This is a genomic window from Trichodesmium erythraeum IMS101 (assembly GCF_000014265.1).
GTDB lineage: Bacteria > Cyanobacteriota > Cyanobacteriia > Cyanobacteriales > Microcoleaceae > Trichodesmium > Trichodesmium erythraeum.
Window position 1 is genome coordinate 735817 of the sequence record NC_008312.1, and the last position, 19321, is coordinate 755137.

Genomic DNA, 19321 nt, shown 5'->3' on the forward strand with positions numbered 1-19321 from the left:
TTATAGCTCTTATCCTGACTCGGCCAACTACAACACCCATTTTTATAATGAAATGCACAAAGCAGGTGAAACGTCATAATTTTTAACTCCCCCCGGAGAAATTTCCCAATATTCGGAAAAAAAAGCCAGGGTAAAAGTCAGTGCTTATGTAGTTTAATTTCTGGGGAGGAAACTCACAAGACGAAAACCAAGACCGTTGTTGAACGCCTCGATGGAGACATAGTAGCCGCGGAGCGAAGAGCGACACCACCTAGGAAAGAAGTCCCAGGAGCCGCCACGAAGGACACTGAAACCACTGTTACCTCCAGTTTCCCAAGCAGTGCCATCAGTAGGTGCTCCATTATAGTTTTCATGCCAAACATCCTGACACCACTCGTACACATTCCCATGCATATCGTACAAACCAAATGCATTCGGTGGAAAAATTCCCACATCTGTTGTTTCTTTTCGATATTTTCCTTTCGGAGCATCAGCATAAGTACCGTTGCCATTATGGTTAACTAACTCAGACGTTATAGTTTCTCCAAAATAAAACGGTGTTGTTGTTCGGGCTCGACAAGCATATTCCCATTGGCTCTCACTGGGTAGACTATATTGTTTTCCTGTTATTCGTGAGAGTTTCCGACAAAATTCTGTCGCATCATTCCAACTTACACTTTCCACAGGACGGTTTGCACCTTTAAACCTAGCAGGGTTATTTCCCATAACTGCTTCCCACTGTGCTTGAGTAACTGCATATTTTCCCATCAAAAATTCTGGCACATCTACATCATGTTGCGGGCTTTCATCACTAGATCTTTCTGCTTCCGTCTCTGGAGACCCCATCAAAAACCTACCTCCGGGAATTTTTACCATTTCTAGAGAAACTCCATTACCAATATTTTCTGTTATTACTTCTGCTTGATATTCAGTGCGACTTATTATTTCTCCTCTGCGGTTAACTTTCACCGTAGTAAATATCTGAACAGAAATTTTTGGTGGTGCTGGAGAAGTTGGTGATGCTGTTGCCTGGGGAGTTGAAATATTTTCCCTAGAGGTTTCTGTTCTCAGTTCAGAACTAGAAATATTTTCTGGAGATGGTTTCAATTTTTCATTTAATAACGCTCCCACAAAACTAGAAATATTTTCTGGAGATGGTTTCAATTTTTCATTTAATAATGCTCCCACAAACGCACTTCCGGCTAAACCTGCCAATATCAATATTTTTCTTCTCGTTTTATTACCTAACCTTAGTTTTCCTGAAGTTTGAATATTTAACGCTTCCATAGTTTCCATCGCATTTTTATAACGTTCTGAAAAATGGTCGCGCACCATCCTATCTAATACATTTGCCAGGTCGTTACTTACCTCCGCTTCATTTCGCCAAATTATATTTCCTGTGTTTGGGTCTGTTGGTAAACTTTGTGGGTCTTTTCCCGTCAGTGCTTTTATTCCCACCATCCCCACTGCATATATATCGCTACTTAACTTCGGCTTACCGTTACTTTGTTCACTCGGGATATAACCAGGAGTTCCCACTGCAACTGTTAAAGTTGTTGCACCTTGTGGGGCAATAGTCAGTATACTTATTTCCTTTACCGCCCCAAAGTCTATCAATATCACTTTATTGTCTGAGCCGCGACGCATCAAATTTTGGGGTTTTATATCTCGATGAATTATATTATTTTCATGAGCCACCACTAACGCTTCTAATATTCCTTTCAGTAAAGCGATCGTATCCGACTCACTTAATTTTTTCCCCGGCGTCAGTTCTCGACTTATATCCTGCCCTTCTATATATTCTTGTACCAAGTAAAATTCTTTTTCTTCTTGAAAATGAGCCAATAACTTGGGTACTTGGTCTGAGTCAGTACCTAACCTGTATAAAGCCTCCGCCTCTCTTTCAAATAATTTTCTAGCAATACTTAGAACCATAGGGTCTGAGCTTTTCGGAGATAAATGTTTAACCACACATTTAGGTTTTCCTGGTAAATCTGAATCTTGGGCCAAATAGGTATCCCCAAAACCTCCACTACCCAAAGGTTTGATGATTTTATAACGGTTTCTCAGGGTTGTTCCAGACTGCATAGTACTTTAATCTATGATAAACGGCCAAAGCTGAAAATTATAGCCTTGTGTTACACAAGACATCCTTTTATTTTATAGCTCTTATCCTGACTCGGCCAACTACAACACCCATTTTTATAGCCAAATACATAAGTTACCTGCTTTTCTTAATAAAACTTAAAATAAGCCTTCAGATAAATATTTGATTAATCCTTTCCTGGCGCCAGGATACTATTTTCATTTTATTATTGCTACACAAAAAGCAAGTAAATTATCATTAAATTTAATATTAGTAATCAGCAAAACAGAAGCAAAACAAATAATAATAGACATTAAATTGCTTTAAATAAATAAAAAAGCATTAAACTAATATTTATTATTTAATAGCTGAAGTTGCATTAAAGAGTAGCTTTTTTTTTAGAATATTTGTACTAAATTCTAAAAAACCTACAATTATTTATATCAACCTTTGATAATATTTAGATAGGCTGTTCTATTCCTATTTCTACCTGGCAACGTCCGAATTTCCAGAGCCTCCAGCACACGGGGAAAAACTACCCGCCTGAGCTTAATTCAAACTAGCATTTAAATCTTGAGCGCAACTAAAACCACAATTTTCACCGTTCATCAAACGCCCCGTTCAAGACAGAAATTATTTCAGTTTTTCACAGTTAGAGCAAGTCTTAAAACTAGGAAACCATCACTCAAAAATTCCAAACATAAAAAGCCACACCAAAGTGTTAAACTACAAAGTTTTTTGCAGGTTATTTGAGTGTAGTTTAGCTTTTAATTTTAGTAATATTATTATCAATATTTCTCACAACTGTATTAACTTCTTCTTGTAATCTTTGTAATAGTGCTTTAGACTTTTTCGATTTAGAATTGTAAAGCCTAGCCGAAAAAGCCGTGATAACTTCTAGTAAATCTTGAGCTAGTTCTTCTTCAACAAAACGTAATTGCTCACCTTTATTAATAACAACTATCTCGATCCCCTGAAGTTCACAAACAGAAAATATCAACTCAGCACCAAATCTTAACAACCTATCTTTATGAGTTAATACTAATCGTTTAGTTTGCTTTCTTAAGATTTTTTCTAATAATTTTTGTAACCCACTTTTGTGATAGTTCATACCAGAGCCTAAATCTTGAATCATTTCAAATTTCCACCCTTGACTAACACAATAAGCCTCTAGTATTCCCTGTTGCCTTTCTAAATCTAATTTTAGCTCGTGGCTACTGATCCTCGCATAACAAATAGTAGGACTATCTGCACTTCCTAAATTGATAAGCTTAGAAGAATCATAGAACCTAGTACCACCCTGACTTTTTCGGTCTGGTATCAATTCTCCAGACACCTCCCATTTTCGGAGTGTATCAACAGACACCCCTAATAACTCTGCAGCTGCACCTATTTTAATAAATCGACTAGTCATGATCATAAACTGTACAAAATAACCAAAGATTATAAAAGATAATCATAGATTCTGTCAACCTTTTATTTACCCTCCTACCTCATCATAAGAGCTTCCCAAGGGTAACTATTCAACCAATAACCAATAACTAAAAACCAAAAACTAAAAAAGGGGCGATAAATAGCGATCGCCCCCAAATTATTTAATAATCAACAGAAGCTATACCTTAACAACAGCCTGACTTCCAGTCTCAACCTTTGCTACAGCCGTATCAGCTTCAGAAGGAGGTACAACTTGATAAAACTTCGGCAAACACTCAGACCAATTAGCCCAGATCATCTTTGCCTTTGGACTACCAGTCTTTCCAAAATGTAATGAAATCAACTCTTTCAACTGCGCCTCACCTGCTGATGTAGACACCCGCTGAATAGAAACAATTTCATTATTCACCCTAGCCGGAAAATCACCATCCTCATCAAAGAAATAAGCAATTCCCCCAGTCATACCAGCACCAACATTACGGCCCGCCTTACCCAAGCAAACAATAACACCACCAGTCATATACTCACAGGCATGATCTCCAACACCTTCAATAACAGCCTTAGCCATAGAATTACGAACAGCAAAACGTTCCCCAGCTTGACCATTAGCCAAGAGAATACCACCAGTCGCACCATATAAACAGGTATTACCAACAATCACATTTTCCTCTGAGTTATAACGTCCCTCTGCAGGTGGTTTAATAATAATCTCTCCACCATGCATTCCCTTACCAACATAATCATTAGCCTCACCTTCCAATACTAACGTCATTCCTGGCAAATTAAACGCACCAAAACTCTGACCAGCACTACCATTAAACGTGAGATTAATCAACCCTTCAAAACCAGTATTCCCATAACGAGAAGCGATCGCTCCTGCCAACCTTGCTCCCACAGTACGGTCAGTATTAACCACCTTTATTCCCGTCTTATAAACAATACCCTGGTTGCAAATTGCACCTTGAATTTTCTCATCATCCAATAGCACATCATCTAAAACCGGACCATTGCTATGAACAGTATCATGGTTTAACCAACCACGGTTATTACGAGTATCTGGCAACTTAAGCAAACAACTTAAATTCAAACTTTCTGTCTTAACTAACTTCACATTTTCCCGTGCTTTCAGCAAATCAGCACGGCCTAAAATTTCATTGAGGGAACGATAACCCAACCTAGCCAAAATAGTTCGTACTTCCTCAGCAATAAACCAGAAGAAATTGACTACATTTTCAGGCACCCCAGTAAACTTATTACGCAACTTCTCCTGCTGAGTTGCCACACCAACTGGGCAAGTATTAAGATGACAAATTCTAGCCATAATACAGCCTTCAGCAATCATAGCAATAGAACCAAAACCAAACTCTTCAGCACCCATCAAAGCAGCCATAACTATATCCCAACCAGTTTTTAGGCCACCATCTACCCGAAGAAGAACGCGATCGCGCAGTTGATTTTCCATCAATACCCGATGTACCTCAGTCAAACCTAATTCCCAAGGACCACCAGCATGCTTAATTGAACTCAGAGGAGAAGCACCAGTACCCCCATCATGACCAGATATCTGAATAATATCAGCGTTAGCTTTAGCTACACCAGCCGCAATAGTACCGATACCAATTTCTGCAACTAACTTCACAGAAACACCAGCATTAGGATTAATTTGGTGGAGATCAAAAATTAACTGTGCCAAATCCTCAATAGAATAAATATCATGGTGAGGAGGAGGCGAAATCAAAGAAACCCCAGGTTTAGAACCACGTAGTTTAGCAATATAAGCACTCACCTTTTTACCAGGTAAATGACCACCTTCACCCGGCTTTGCCCCCTGAGCAATTTTAATTTCAATCTGTTTAGCACTCATCAGATATTCTGGAGTCACACCAAACCGACCAGAAGCAACCTGTTTAATAGCAGAAGAAGCAGTATCATCATTTCGCAGTCCCTTGAGATGAGGGAATAACTGAGACAAACCTTGATTATCAACATCATTTAAGATTTTAAATCTTGTAGGATCTTCTCCACCTTCCCCAGAATTAGACTTACCCCCTATTCGGTTCATTGCGATCGCCAAAGTTTCATGTGCCTCCCGTGACAACGATCCCAAGGACATTCCACCAGTACAAAAACGCTTCATTATTTCTGCTGCCGGTTCCACTTCCTCAAGAGGTATAGAAGGCGAAGAGCTATGAAAATCTAACAAATCCCGCAAAGCCGTTATTGGTCGCTCTTGCAAATATTTCCGGTAAACTTCATAGTGATCATACTCCGTTAGATCTATATTTTTACCATTACCATTACTACCATTAATCGCAGTAACTGCCTTATGAAGCTCTTTTGCCATTGCCGGACTATTCATGTGATATTCCCCAGTAGGGCGATATTGCACAAACCCATAATTTTCCAGCTTTTTAATATTCAGTTCTAAGAACCCCCGACCGTGGAAAGAAATCACCTCTTGTGCCAACTCTGGCACAGTTAAACCACTTATCCTAGAAGTAGTTCCTCGGAAAGCTAACTCTAATAAATCTCCACCAATACCAATAGCCTCAAAAATCTGTGCCCCCTGATAAGAAGACAACAAAGAAATTCCCATTTTCGACAGAATTTTTAATAACCCTGCTTCCACTGCTTGGCGATAATTTTTCTGAGCTTCCTCAATAGTAATTTTTGTAATTTTACCCCGTTCCATTTGGTTTTGCACCTTGGAACTAGACCACCAAGCACGCACAGACTCTAATGCTAAATAAGGATAAACCGCACTAGCTCCATAACCAATTAAACAAGCAAAGTGATGAGTACTCCAACACTGACCTGTTTCCACCACCAAAGATGCTTTCATCCGCAACCGTTCTTGAATCAAGTGATGGTGAACCGCACCTACAGCTAACAGAGGTGGAATATAAGTAAAATCTGCATTTATTCCCCCGTCACATTTGTCAGATAAAATCAGAATTTCCTTACCATTCTCAACCGCTTTTACTGCGCGATCGCACAAACTCTTCACTGCCCTGTTCAAACCTTCTGGCCCATCAGCTACAGCAAATATAGTAGAAATAGTTTCTGTAGCAAATTCTGAATCCCGAATTGCTTTTAATTCTGACTCATTTAATACAGGTGATTCCACCTTTAATAACCGTGCATTTTCCCCACTAACCTCTAATAAATTACCACGCTTACCCAGCAACATATTCAGCGACATAACCATTCCCTCCCTCAACGGATCAATAGGAGGATTTGTCACTTGAGCAAACCTTTGTTTAAAATAGTCATATAGCAAATGAGGACGTCCCGAAAGCACTGCTAAGGGAATATCATCACCCATACAAAATGTTGGTTCTTTCCCTAAATTTGCCATATCAGTAATGATTAGATCCAGATCTTCTAAACTATAACCAAATGCTGTTTGTAGTTGCAGTAAACTTTGTGATTCTAGTTGAGAATTTGCTATAAATGGTTGCTTTATGATCTGCTTTCTGTTTTTTAACCATTCTCTATAGGGTTGTTGTCCACTGATGCGTTTTTTAATCTCCCAATTTTTGAGAATTTCATTAGTCCTTAAATCTACAGCAATCATTTGTCCAGGACCGAGGCGACCTTTTTCAAGTATTTCTTTTTCTGGTATCTCAACTACTCCTGCTTCCGATGCTACAATAACTAGATCATTATTAGTAATGCAATAACGTGCTGGTCGCAGACCATTCCGGTCTAGAGCTGCCCCCACTTGTTTACCATCACTAAACGCTAACAGTGCCGGACCATCCCAGCCTTCCTGCAAACCGCTATAATATTCGTAAAAATCAGTAATTTCTGGATAGTCTATCAAATCTGGCTGATTTTTATATGCTTCTGGCACCATGATCATCAACGCTTCTAGTGGACTACCTCCTGAACGCACCATTAATTCCATCACATTATCTAGATTTGCCGAATCACTATTTTGATTATCAACAAAAGGTTTCAACTCATCTAGTCGTGACTCCCATAAAGAAGAACTCAGACTTGCCTCCCGTGCTCTCATCCAGTTAATGTTTCCCAATAGAGTGTTAATTTCTCCATTGTGACCGAGTAAGCGCATAGGTTGGGCAAGAGGCCATCGGGGCATCGTATTCGTACTAAAGCGTCGATGATAAACCGCAAACGAACTTTTATAAGCTGGATTTTTCAGGTCTGTGTAAAATTCTCCCAGAACCGCAGAGCGCACCATACCTTTGTATACAATAGTGCGACAAGAAAATGAACAAATATAAGTATCTATTCCCCAGCTCAAACCTTCTTCTTCTATCACACGTCCAATATTACGACGGATTAAATAAAGCGATCGCTCCAACTCATCCCCTTGCAACTTATCTGAACTGACAACAATTTGTTCTATCTGTGGTTGATTTATTTTAGCTTGTACTCCTAATCTTTCTGGTACAACTGGTACAACTCGCCAACCCACGACCTCTAGACCTTCGTTCCTGATTTTTTTTTCAATTATCTGACGTACTATTGCCGCCTTTTTTTCCGTTTGGGGCAAAAATATCATTCCTACACCACAGTTATCAGGGTTTAACTCTAAGTTTTCTGACAGCAACTCCCAAGGAATTTGAGTCATTAGACCCGCTCCATCCCCTGAATCTTTATCTGCGCTGCAACCACCGCGATGCTCTAAGCAAGTTAAAGCAGGCAAAGCTTTCAATATAATTTCATGGCTTTTTTTCCCTGATGGGTGAGCAATAAAACCTACTCCACAGGCATCCCGTTCTTCTACCAACCATCTTTGGCCTTGATAAGTTCCTTGATCCGCTTTGAGATTTGTATGAGATTGATTCATGTCAGTTATAAGTTATCATTAATCAACTATCAGCACCTTCAACTCAAACTAGAGCCTGCAAATACTGAATCGAATGTTTTTTCATTCCCTTAAAAGGGCACAGAGGCTTGAAACCTTATTTTTTTTCTCTTCCTTTATATAGAAGTTTTCATTTGACATACTTTCACATTAACCTTGCAGTATAATGTAAGTTTATCCCTTACTAGCCCGGCTGTTGCCTAGGATACAGGCGATATGCGAAGGACGAGATGCCCCACCCCCCTATATTTTATATTTCTGTTTGCCTCTTCATCGCGACACATAACAATGTCACAGTATAGACAGGAATAGCTTCTCCCTAATAAGTCTTTAGGGACTATTTCTCGACAATTTGAGCAATCTTGACTTATAGCATTTGGAGTTACAGTTATTGTTTTTTGTCCAGCATTTTCAGCTTTGACAGTCAAAATAGATAGGAACTGTCCCCATCCTGCATCATTAATTAGAGCTAGCTGAATAAACATAGAATCCTGATGAAACATCAGTTTAAGTCCTGCTCAACCTTGATAAAAGTGCCAAAAAACTACAAAATTAATATTTAAAAATTGGCTAAAAATTAGTATTTTCCCTGACCTGAGTGGGAAAAATGCAGAAAAATTAACATCCTGCAACCATTGAGCATTACTCATTCCTTAGCCTCACTAATCAGACTTTTTTGGCAAACCCTAATTGATTTACTCAAATTGAAAACTTGGCCAATTGTTTTGTGAATTCCTTAAAGCAAAACTACATAACAAATTGAACAATAGAATGAATTAGATTTTAACGTTATTTGAAACTTGATACAATGGAGAGCAACTTAATAATCTTAGCCTCCAGTTAGCACCCAAGTCAATACTACTATTTTTACCTTAAACCTACTCAATGACGCCATGATGAGCTCCAGCATTTTCATATTCTAGGAGAAGACCTTTATTTTTCCCCTAAAGCGAGCAAGCCAATACTTATTGTTTCAGTTATTCCTTCAATTTTCTTAGTTTTTGTTTTGGTTGCCAAATGATGCGCATCTTTCTTTTCTCCAAGACAAGTTTCAAAGCCCTTCCAATAATCTGTACAATACACTGTCGTCTCCTATTAATCAAGGGTTCGAGCAGTCTTCATTAAGTCTCACTATCACGATCTCTTAACCCCCTATCCATTAGTCACTGATGATCACGGTCATAGTATATTGAGATCCAAACCCGTTTTTTTTGACTCCACAAAATACCATAACTGATTCAACTCCACTAAAATTATCTTTTCCGGCTCCCGCTTTTCACGAGTTACCTCTGGGAAAGTTCTTTACCCAATACAGGGCTGATTAAGTAAAAACCTCAAGATTTTGAGAAATAGCATTCTTCTAAAGACCACTTATGTAGAGGAGAACTACTTCAAGATTCATCCATAATTTCACCCCCACTTTATATTTTCAGTTATGAACTAGTAGCATCAGGATTTGCACTTGAAGCTTGATTTTTGTCCCACAAATCTATCCTTAGCAACATGAGGGCGACTACACTTGGGACAACATTCAAATATTGAACTATACTTTACGCTCAACAATGGAAATCTATTTTAGAGCATCATTACTAGCTAGATTAAAACTCTCTGATTTTGAATTCTTCATAATACCCAAAATATCCCAATATACCCAAGACCCACCATAATATAATTTGGCTAGCTGACGTCCTCTTCTTCCCATAGCTTCACTTTCCTTTAGCCTAGACTATAAGTAATCTGCATTATTTTCTGTAAACGCACCCGTATTTTAATAACATATAATTACAATACTATTTTTCCCTAGAATAATTACTTTTGGATTTCCCTCTCTAGCAGTAGTAATGGCACATAGTCCAATTATCATGGCCTCACTATGCCCTCCAGCTAGAGGCTCCTTCCATCTAGATACACATACAGATGTATAATCTAAAAGGCACTAGCAATTTTGTACAGACTAATAGTATCTTTAATGTTATCAATTTTAACTTAATATTTTCTTTATCATTATAACATATTTTACAACATTTTTTATCAGCCACAAAAAAAATTCGACAACAGACAATAATGGAATAAATTAGATCTTCAAATAATAATTCTTGATTCTCAACAACTAGCAAGTTTAGCAAGTACTAAGTGAACTAATAGCATAGCTAGAGAGATATTTGAGGTCAGATAGCAAAACAAGTTTAAGCACCCCCCCCCTGTAAGTGATGGACTATGAAGTTAGAATTTTTTTTTATAAATTATAGTCCAGTGTTTCCTCTATCAACCGAAGCTCATATAATACTTTTTCATTTTTTCACTAAAGCTATATTTGTATTTTAGATTTTATCCAAAATCCGGCTATTATATAATGCTTAACTCAATACAACACTTACTCCCAACTTTGAGGTCAAATTTACGGGAAAAATAGCCACAATACAAGAGTTTTACTATTCACCTTTCGTACTTATGATATCCGATCATATGCTGTATCTAAATCTTGATCAGACAAATGTTTTGAATTTTTAGAATATCTCTTTATGTCTGTATCCAACTTATCATAATACATTTAAAAGCCTTTTTTTTCCTTGATTCCTTATTGAACAAGGGCTGTAACTTTAATAAAACCTTCTCACACTTCTTGCTGATTTGGTATTATACTTACAACTTTATTGATTACAGCGGTTTCTTATGGGTAGACTACAATAGTAGAGATGTTCCATGGGAACTCCTGAGAAGGAATTGAATATCAGCTCCAATAATTTATTTGGGCGAAAAGCGATCTTAAAATTAATCTCAAAACTCTTACTACATGGTTCGCTGAAAAAACATGCATGAGTTAGTCTATCCGTCAAGGCTCAGGAGCATCAACTTATAACTCAGGAAAGATGGGAATTAATTAGGAGGCAGTCCGATATATTTGTCCTTTGCCATCCTTTACCATGGTCAAACCAAAATACTAACATGGACAACAAACCTTATCCTTCAAACAATGTGCACTCTTTCCTCAACGAAATAGTAACATGGGTGAGTTTCTTGCACTGAAACAATTAGAGATATCAGAAGTTATTCCTCTAGTATTAATTGAGTTAAAAAATAAAGAGTATCTTAGAGAGGATGACATTATTAATTGTCAAAATAATTATCCTCGAACAAACTCCTTAAATATACTTGTAAGTAAAAAAAAATTTTTAATGATTAACTTAAGTGCACCAGCAGCCCAAGAGATTATTCCTCTTCAGTCCAAACAAAATCATTCAAATGTCTTATTTCATCTAAAAGTTAAACCTAGTGGTTCCTAGTTAAACATTCGCCAGTTAAGCTAACCTACCCGACTCGTCTTCAGAACCGGACGTGAGACTTTCACCTCATCCGGCTCCTCTCTTAAACGTCCTTTTGCATAGGTACATCCTTGTCTCAGAGTTAACATATCGTTTACCCATAAATACTCATCAGGTAAGTCCTGTAATTTTAGGTTTTGGATATGTTTTATTGTCTAAGGCAGTTTTAGTATCGTGACAATGTCGGTGCAACAGTTGCTTATTTTTAAGTGTGTTGTCACCACCTTTAGACCTTGTTTTTATATGATCTACTTCCCATTTGGTCGGTTGACCTAAAGGTTAATCCGCAGAATGCGCATTTATTCTTTTGCCGTTTTAACAGCGTTGTTACTTCTTTCCTTATGCCTGGATGCTTTCCAATTCTACTACTCCAATAAGTCCAATCGCCGTCATAAGGAGATTTATTGCCTTTCACTTTAACGTGCCTTATTATGGCCACGTCGTTAAGTATCCAGTTTCTGGTTATTTTGCAGTGAGGGAAATACTTTTTCTTTACCCATTTGGCTAACTTGTTTGGGTGCCTCCTCATTGCCCATTGACCTATTCTTTTCCACAAAAGCATATCCAGCTTGCTGAATGTACTTTTACTAACTATGGCAGAGAAGTAATTGGCCCATCCCTTTATTACCGGATTAAGTTTAGTTATTAAAGCTTTTGTGGAGGCATTTTTGTATTTATCACATATATCCGCCAGTTTCCGATAATGAGTTTTTATACTCTTGGATGATGGTTTTATGATTGTTTTAAATCCTTTATTGGCTGTCTTAACCTCATATTGCCTAATATAGAATCCCAAAAAGTCAAATCCGGGTTTATTTCCTTCATATTCTTCTAAGGTGTGAGCAATTTAATTTTAGTTTTTTCTGGTTTTAGTTCTAATCCTACCTGGTTTAACCATTCCTGTATTACGGTTTTTGCTTGAATTACTACTTTGATGTCTTTGTGTAGGATGACAAAATCATCAGCATAGCGTATTATAGCGTATTAAGGATAGTGCCTTTTTATTGCCGTGTTTTTTTCCCGGTAGGGTTTCGGCGTATTTTTCTAGGCACTTCTCCATACCGTGTAAGGCGATGTTTGCTCTTTAAGGACTAATAACCCCTCCTTGTGGTGTACCTTCCACAGTTTTTGAGAATTGCTTGTTGTCGAACACTCCAGATTTTAACCATTGTTTGATTAATCGTCTGTAAGGTGTTTGACCCATTTTTCTCAACAAAGCATCATGATTAATTCGGTCAAAACATTTGGATATGTCAGCATCTAATACATATTTTGGTTTCTTATTAATGCTGAGATAGATTGCAATAGCATCATGTGTTGACCGCCCTGGTCTAAAGCTATAACTGTTAAATTCAAAGTGTGCCTCCCACTCTGGTGACCTACCCAACTTAACCAAGGCTTGTAGCGCCCTATCATACATAGTAGGTATGCCTAATGGGCGTTTTTCATTCCTCCCTGGTTTTGGTATCCAGACTCTGCGGGTTGGGCTTGCTTTTAATCGGCGTCTTTTTAATAAATTTACCAGGTTTAATCTTTGCATTGGGGGTAGATTCTTTATACCATCTATACCCGCAGTTTTTTTACCCTGGTTATCCTGAGTCACCCGTCTAACAGCTAGCAACAAGGCGTAGTAACTTTTGGTCAGAAGTTTTTGGTATTTACGCATCTTGCGGATTTCGCCACGGCTGGATGCTCTGTAAATTAATTTTTGCAACTTAAACACATACTTTTCTACCTTTTTCCAGTTAATGTCTTTCCATTTAAGATTAGGATTAACACTACATGGATCTGGTATATCGTTTGTATCCCATGCCACGCTTAAAAATGGTTTAGGATTTTCTAAACTTCTTTTTAGGGTTTTAGCTTTATTCATAGCTAGTTATTACTTTACATTACGTCTAACAGTGATTACGTCTGCATTAATATGCTTCTTACTCAATCCTACTCTCCTTAAGACCTACAACTTTTGTGCAGATTGACCTTGAATGGCTTCCTAAGTTTTCGACCTATTTACTTAGGTGTCTTAAAGAGGTTTCCTCGTTCCCTTATTCCTTTATTACGATTGATTTAGTGGGGTAAATTCTCCCGAAGGGCGCTATATGGTTGTTAACTTAAGCAAAAAAATACTTATGTTCATTAACCCTTTGACTTTCGTCCTACATCCCATAGCTACCTTTGGAATGGTTGCAAGTTACGAGAGTTTTATTACCTTCCTGTTTGTCCACTTTGTCAACCTTTGCTTGCGGTATCGTTCCTCGGTAACTGGTATTTTCCCGCTTTTAAACCAGCTTCAGGGATTGATGTTCATTCGCTACCCTGTGGTCTATGCTGTCAACCTAACAACAAGGTGGATGGGATTTCACCATCAAGGTAATAAGAGTTATCTCCAAGTTGAGGTTGTCCTCATGTGTTACTTGGGACGGCCATGTATACCTAGTTGTATGGCTTAGTGGCCAACGAGTCGTACTAATTTATCTTACATAATGAATCCAATTTGATACATAACAGAATAGTAATGATCGAGTTTATGATTATGGCCAAGTAAAAATAGCCCATGTAAAGATTTGATATAAATTATAGAAAAATTTCAAATAGGGAATGATAGTAGCAGAGGTAACTTTACTATGGTTGATATAAATTCCCATTTAACTCGAAAAATATTTATCTATCAGTATGTAATCTGATAATACCTCATATAAAATTTATATTCATACTATATCATTAATAGTCCATCAGTAAAGTGGACAAGTTTAACATTACTATTGTTTTTTGGAGAGCGTCAAAGAATGGTAAAATATAATCAAGCTAACCTTGCTCCTAAATTATCTATACCTTCTAACTTACAAGGATTTACTCCTACAGAACGTCCTTGGGGATCATTCACAATTTTAGAAGAAGGAAATAGATACAAAATAAAGCGCATAGAAGTAAAACCAGGCCATCGACTTAGCCTACAAATGCACTACCACCGTAGTGAACATTGGGTTGTAGTGTCAGGAACTGCTAAAGTTACCTGTGGTAACAAAGAAGAAATCCTCGAAAACAATCAATCTACCTATGTACCTCAATGTACTCCACATCGCTTAGAGAATCCAGGAGTTATTCCTCTGGTATTAATTGAGGTACAGAATGGGGAATATCTTGGAGAGGATGACATTATTCGTTTTCAAGATGATTATGCTCGAACAAACTCATAAATTATACTTGTTGTAAGAAAAAAAGATTCTCAATGATTAACTTGAGTGCAACAGCAGTCCAAGAGATTATCCGTCTTCAGTCCAAACAAAATCAACCAAATATCTTATTTCGCCTAAGAGTTAAACCTGGTGGTTGCTGTAGTTTATGTTACACAATGCAATTTGATACACAACAGGATAGTAATGATCGAGTTTATGATTATGGCCAAGTAAAAGTTGTAGTGGATTCTCTACAACTTAACTACCTGAATGGATTAATCTTAGATTATTCTGAGGATCTTATGGGTGGAGGATTCCGATTTAATAATCCGAATGCTAAAGTAGCTTGCGGTTGTGGTAATTCTTTTTCTGTTTAGTATTGACAAATATATCTCACTGATTTAAGATAAAAGACTGTCTGTAAACTTATAGGAAACTAACCCTGTTATTTTCCCGAGACTTCCTAAAAATTGCGCTGTTGCACCAAATAACCCTATGAGTGTAACCATAATAAATGATGAATTTAACCGAGAAATATACCTCATAGCAAGCTGTAAAATCTTGTGGCAGGTTTTTCTGTTATGTTCCTAAAAAAATAGGAGGCTTAAAGCACTTTAAATATTGGCACTGGGGTCATTCGATGCAGCAAAGTTAAAATTGCGCTTTGGGGATTTTCCTCAAAGCGTTGTGATTTATATAATGTGTGATAATTATGCTGTATATATGGCTATTAAGAGTTTGATCATTTTGTAGGTAAAGCAGGGTGAGATTAATTTAAACTAGTGAATTATTCCCAAATCTGATAATTTAATTAGGGTTGGTAGAAAAAGTGTTACGGCTGAGGGCCGCAAATGGCTCTTAAAGCTCTATGATTAGGGTTAGCAGAAAAAGTGTTACGGGTGAGGGAGGGCAATGGCTCTTATGCACTATAGTAATGGTTGGAATGTTAATTTTTCTACATTTTTTCTTCTGGAATACTAAGGTAAATATCTAATTTTTAATATGAGTTAACTAATTTTATAATACTTTCAGTCAGTAAATTTAGCACTTAAAACTTGGAAAATTCTGTGTTTGTATATTTATTCAGCAGACCTTTAATTAAAATTCCCAGGATTTTAGGTATTATGCAAATAATATAACTTTACTTTCGAGAAACAACAAAATATATCAGTTCACAAACTGAGTATCATAATAGTAATTGGCCTAAATGTATAGATTCGGTTTTGAGAGTATAGAGAAAAAAATTGGTCAAGTAAACTTGCCTAGAATTATTCTGTGGCGAAAATATAAAAACAATTAGACAAAACTGTTGCTAATGCCCACAATTCAACAACTGATTCGTTCAGCTCGTCAAGATACAGAAAAGCAAACCAAATCTCCGGCACTGAAAAGTTGCCCTCAACGTCGTGGAGTATGCACAAGGGTGTATACAACGACACCAAAAAAACCCAACTCGGCTCTACGGAAAGTAGCTAGGGTCCGTCTAACTTCAGGCTTTGAAGTGACCGCTTATATCCCTGGTATTGGTCATAATTTACAGGAACACTCTGTAGTTATGATTAGGGGGGGTAGGGTTAAGGATTTACCTGGAGTAAGATATCACATAATTCGTGGCACATTAGATACTGCAGGAGTAAAAGACCGCAAGCAAAGTCGATCTAAGTATGGAGCTAAAAAGCCCAAAGCTTAAATTAGTAAAATGTAAAATTCTTGAAAGTCCTGGGTAAAATTTAAGTAGGGTAGCAAATATTGAACTTTACATAAAGCTATTACCCATTGTTGAAAATTAAATTTATTGGTTTTTATTATGTCTCGTCGTAGAGTTATTCAAAGACGTCCTATTCCTCCAGATCCTAAGTACAATAGTCGGTTAGTTACCATGATTGTACGACGCATAATGCGTCATGGAAAAAAGTCTGTAGCCTATAATATTGTTTACGATGCCTTTAAAGCTATTGAAGAAAGGACAGATTCAGATCCACTAGAATTATTTGAAAAGGCAGTTCGGAATTTGACGCCCCTAGTAGAGGTTAAAGCTCGTCGTGTAGGTGGTGCTACTTATCAAGTGCCAATGGAAGTACGCTCTGATAGAGGAACTACTCTGGCTTTGCGTTGGTTAGTTCAATACTCAAGATCTAGAGGTGGCAAGACAATGGCCATGAAACTAGCTAATGAGTTGATGGATGCAGCTAATGAAACGGGTAGTGCTATTCGTAAGCGAGAAGAAACTCACAAGATGGCAGAAGCGAATAAAGCCTTTGCTCACTATCGTTACTAATAGATTAGGATTAGAGAAATTTGATGGTTGTCCCAACAGTAGGCAATTTTAATCAACTCTAAAAATGGGTAGCATAGATCAACGAAGGAGGTAACTGTGGTAAGAACTATGCCCATTGAGCGTGTGCGAAATATTGGTATTGCAGCTCATATTGATGCTGGTAAAACAACAACAACAGAAAGAATCCTATTTTATTCTGGCATAGTACATAAAATGGGAGAGGTTCACTATGGCACCGCAGTTACCGACTGGATGGCTCAAGAGCGTGAACGTGGAATTACTATTACTGCGGCTGCTATTAGTACCAAGTGGTTAGACCATCAAATTAATATTATTGATACTCCAGGACATGTAGACTTTACCATCGAAGTAGAACGTTCGATGAGGGTTCTCGATGGTATAATAGCTGTTTTTTGTTCTGTGGGAGGAGTACAATCTCAATCAGAAACGGTTTGGCGTCAAGCTGACCGTTATCAAGTGCCTCGTATGGCCTTTATCAATAAAATGGACAGAACAGGGGCTAACTTCTTTAAGGTGTATGAGCAAATTCGTGATCGTCTCCGTGCTAATGCAGTTCCTATTCAAATTCCTATCGGTAGTGAAAATGAATTTACTGGAATTGTGGACTTGGTGGCCATGAAAGCTTTGATCTATAATGATGACCAGGGAACAGATATTCAAGAAACAGAAATTCCAGCAGATGTGGAAAAATTGGCTCAAGAATATCGTCTCAAGTTAGTAGAGTCTGTAGCTGAAACTGATGATGCTTTGACAGAAAAGTATCTAGAAGGGGAGGAACTAACAGCAGAGGAAATTCGTAAAGCTCTACGTCTTGCTACTATTTCTGGTACAGTTGTACCTATATTATGTGGTTCTGCTTTCAAAAACAAAGGTATTCAGCTTTTGTTGAATGCGGTAGTGGATTATTTGCCCGCTCCTCAAGAAGTTCCAGCAATTCAAGGTACATTGCCTAATGGAGAATTGGATGTGAGGCCAGCAGATGATGAAGCCCCTTTAGCATCTCTGGCATTCAAAATTATGTCAGACCCTTATGGTCGTCTCACTTTCCTCCGGGTATATTCTGGAGTCCTTGCTAAAGGCAGTTATATTTTAAATTCTACTAAAGATAAGAAAGAAAGAATTTCTCGTTTAATTGTTCTGAAAGCTGATGACAGAATAGAGGTCGATGAATTGCGAGCTGGAGATTTGGGAGCAGTTGTGGGTTTAAAAGACACCTTGACAGGAGATACGATTTGTGATAAAGATAATCCAATTATCCTAGAGTCTCTTTATGTCCCTGAGCCAGTTATATCAGTTGCTGTAGAACCGAAAACCAAGCAGGATATAGATAAATTGTCTCAAGCTCTTCAGGCTCTTTCTGATGAAGACCCTACATTTCGGGTGAGTGTTGATCCTGAAACTAATCAAACTGTGATTGCTGGTATGGGCGAACTACACCTAGAAATATTAGTAGATAGGATGCTTCGGGAATATAAGGTGAAAGCTAATGTAGGTAAACCACAGGTAGCGTACCGAGAAACTATTCGCCAACAGATTCAGGCAGAAGGTAAATTTATCCGTCAAAGTGGTGGTAAAGGTCAGTATGGTCATGTGGTCATAGAGCTGGAACCAGGAGACCCAGGTAGTGGCTTTGAGTTTGTCTCTAAAATTGTTGGAGGGACAGTACCTAAAGAGTTTATTAGTCCAGCAGAGCAAGGAATGAAAGAAGCTTGTGAAGCCGGTGTTTTGGCTGGTTATCCATTAATAGATGTTAAGGCTACTCTAGTAGATGGATCTTACCACGATGTGGATTCTTCGGAAATGGCTTTTAAAATTGCTGGTTCTATGGCAATTAAGGAAGGTGTAATTAAGGCTTCACCTGTATTATTAGAGCCTATGATGAAGGTAGAGGTAGAAGTACCTGAAGATTTTATCGGTAATATTATCGGAGACCTAAACTCTCGAAGAGGACAAATAGAGGGTCAAGGATTAGAAACAGGTATGGCAAAAGTAATGGCAAAAGTTCCTTTAGCAGAAATGTTTGGTTATGCTACTGATATGAGGTCAAAAACTCAAGGTCGCGGTGTGTTTTCGATGGAATTTAGTAATTACGAGGAAGTGCCTCATAATGTCGCTGAGACTATTATTTCTAAAAGTAGAGGGTATGTTTAGTGGTTTGGGAAATTTTGTGTTTTTTAGGTTAAAATT

At 37.8% G+C, this 19321-nt stretch carries 12 protein-coding genes and 1 pseudogene; 6 read left to right on the forward strand and 7 right to left on the reverse strand.

The features are described 5' to 3' along the window. Positions 1-153: 153 nt before the first annotated feature. From TERY_RS02185 to TERY_RS36015, 6 genes are all read right to left on the reverse strand, one after another. On the reverse strand, positions 154-2067 hold the full coding sequence (locus tag TERY_RS02185; RefSeq protein ID WP_011610316.1) for an SUMF1/EgtB/PvdO family nonheme iron enzyme: 1914 nt from the start codon (positions 2065-2067) through the stop codon (positions 154-156). 758 nt (positions 2068-2825) lie between these two features. Then, a complete protein-coding gene (locus TERY_RS02190; RefSeq protein ID WP_044136311.1) occupies positions 2826-3479 on the reverse strand; it encodes an IS607 family transposase in 654 nt (217 codons plus the stop codon). Positions 3480-3677: 198 nt separating this feature from the next. Then, positions 3678-8318: a glutamate synthase large subunit gene (gene gltB, locus TERY_RS02195; RefSeq protein ID WP_011610318.1), complete on the reverse strand. Its 4641-nt coding sequence runs from the start codon at positions 8316-8318 to the stop codon at positions 3678-3680. A gap of 218 nt (positions 8319-8536) precedes the next feature. Then, complete coding sequence (locus TERY_RS02200; RefSeq protein ID WP_052845739.1) at positions 8537-8839, reverse strand: zinc ribbon domain-containing protein; 303 nt, start codon at positions 8837-8839, stop codon at positions 8537-8539. A gap of 430 nt (positions 8840-9269) precedes the next feature. Continuing rightward, positions 9270-9419: a hypothetical protein gene (locus TERY_RS34370; RefSeq protein ID WP_196797202.1), complete on the reverse strand. Its 150-nt coding sequence runs from the start codon at positions 9417-9419 to the stop codon at positions 9270-9272. A gap of 487 nt (positions 9420-9906) precedes the next feature. After that, positions 9907-10038 (reverse strand): hypothetical protein, encoded by a 132-nt coding sequence (locus TERY_RS36015; RefSeq protein ID WP_370496465.1) that lies wholly within the window; start codon positions 10036-10038, stop codon positions 9907-9909. 1303 nt (positions 10039-11341) lie between these two features. Here TERY_RS36015 and TERY_RS34375 point away from each other — a divergent pair. Then, the gene (locus TERY_RS34375) at positions 11342-11620 is read left to right on the forward strand and encodes a hypothetical protein (RefSeq protein WP_011610319.1); all 279 of its coding nucleotides are present in this window, start codon (positions 11342-11344) and stop codon (positions 11618-11620) included. 20 nt (positions 11621-11640) lie between these two features. Here the strand turns inward: TERY_RS34375 and ltrA are convergent. Next, positions 11641-13532: pseudogene (ltrA, locus tag TERY_RS32180) on the reverse strand (group II intron reverse transcriptase/maturase). A 913-nt stretch (positions 13533-14445) separates the two neighbouring features. Here ltrA and TERY_RS02220 point away from each other — a divergent pair. The 5 genes from TERY_RS02220 (at position 14446) to fusA (ending at position 19285) form a co-directional block, all read left to right on the forward strand. Then, complete coding sequence (locus TERY_RS02220; protein ID WP_011610322.1) at positions 14446-14856, forward strand: cupin domain-containing protein; 411 nt, start codon at positions 14446-14448, stop codon at positions 14854-14856. Positions 14857-14888: 32 nt separating this feature from the next. Next, the gene (locus TERY_RS02225) at positions 14889-15212 is read left to right on the forward strand and encodes an iron-sulfur cluster assembly accessory protein (protein ID WP_011610323.1); all 324 of its coding nucleotides are present in this window, start codon (positions 14889-14891) and stop codon (positions 15210-15212) included. Positions 15213-16150: 938 nt separating this feature from the next. Continuing rightward, complete coding sequence (gene rpsL, locus TERY_RS02230) at positions 16151-16525, forward strand: 30S ribosomal protein S12 (protein ID WP_011610324.1); 375 nt, start codon at positions 16151-16153, stop codon at positions 16523-16525. Positions 16526-16642: 117 nt separating this feature from the next. Continuing rightward, positions 16643-17113: a 30S ribosomal protein S7 gene (gene rpsG, locus TERY_RS02235; protein WP_011610325.1), complete on the forward strand. Its 471-nt coding sequence runs from the start codon at positions 16643-16645 to the stop codon at positions 17111-17113. Between the two features lie 96 nt (positions 17114-17209). Next, a complete protein-coding gene (fusA, locus tag TERY_RS02240) occupies positions 17210-19285 on the forward strand; it encodes an elongation factor G (RefSeq protein WP_011610326.1) in 2076 nt (691 codons plus the stop codon). The last annotated feature ends 36 nt before the right edge of the window (positions 19286-19321 follow it).

Bases quoted from the DNA above. Each gene is read 5' to 3' on its own strand.
- TERY_RS02185 (WP_011610316.1), bottom strand. From the start codon at position 2,067: ATGCAGTCTGGAACAACCCTGAGAAACCGTTATAAAATCATCAAACCT.
- TERY_RS02190 (WP_044136311.1), bottom strand. From the start codon at position 3,479: ATGACTAGTCGATTTATTAAAATAGGTGCAGCTGCAGAGTTATTAGGG.
- gltB (WP_011610318.1), bottom strand. From the start codon at position 8,318: ATGAATCAATCTCATACAAATCTCAAAGCGGATCAAGGAACTTATCAA.
- TERY_RS02200 (WP_052845739.1), bottom strand. From the start codon at position 8,839: ATGTTTCATCAGGATTCTATGTTTATTCAGCTAGCTCTAATTAATGAT.
- TERY_RS36015 (WP_370496465.1), bottom strand. From the start codon at position 10,038: ATGGGAAGAAGAGGACGTCAGCTAGCCAAATTATATTATGGTGGGTCT.
- TERY_RS34375 (WP_011610319.1), top strand. From the start codon at position 11,342: ATGGGTGAGTTTCTTGCACTGAAACAATTAGAGATATCAGAAGTTATT.
- TERY_RS02220 (WP_011610322.1), top strand. From the start codon at position 14,446: ATGGTAAAATATAATCAAGCTAACCTTGCTCCTAAATTATCTATACCT.
- TERY_RS02225 (WP_011610323.1), top strand. From the start codon at position 14,889: ATGATTAACTTGAGTGCAACAGCAGTCCAAGAGATTATCCGTCTTCAG.
- rpsL (WP_011610324.1), top strand. From the start codon at position 16,151: ATGCCCACAATTCAACAACTGATTCGTTCAGCTCGTCAAGATACAGAA.
- rpsG (WP_011610325.1), top strand. From the start codon at position 16,643: ATGTCTCGTCGTAGAGTTATTCAAAGACGTCCTATTCCTCCAGATCCT.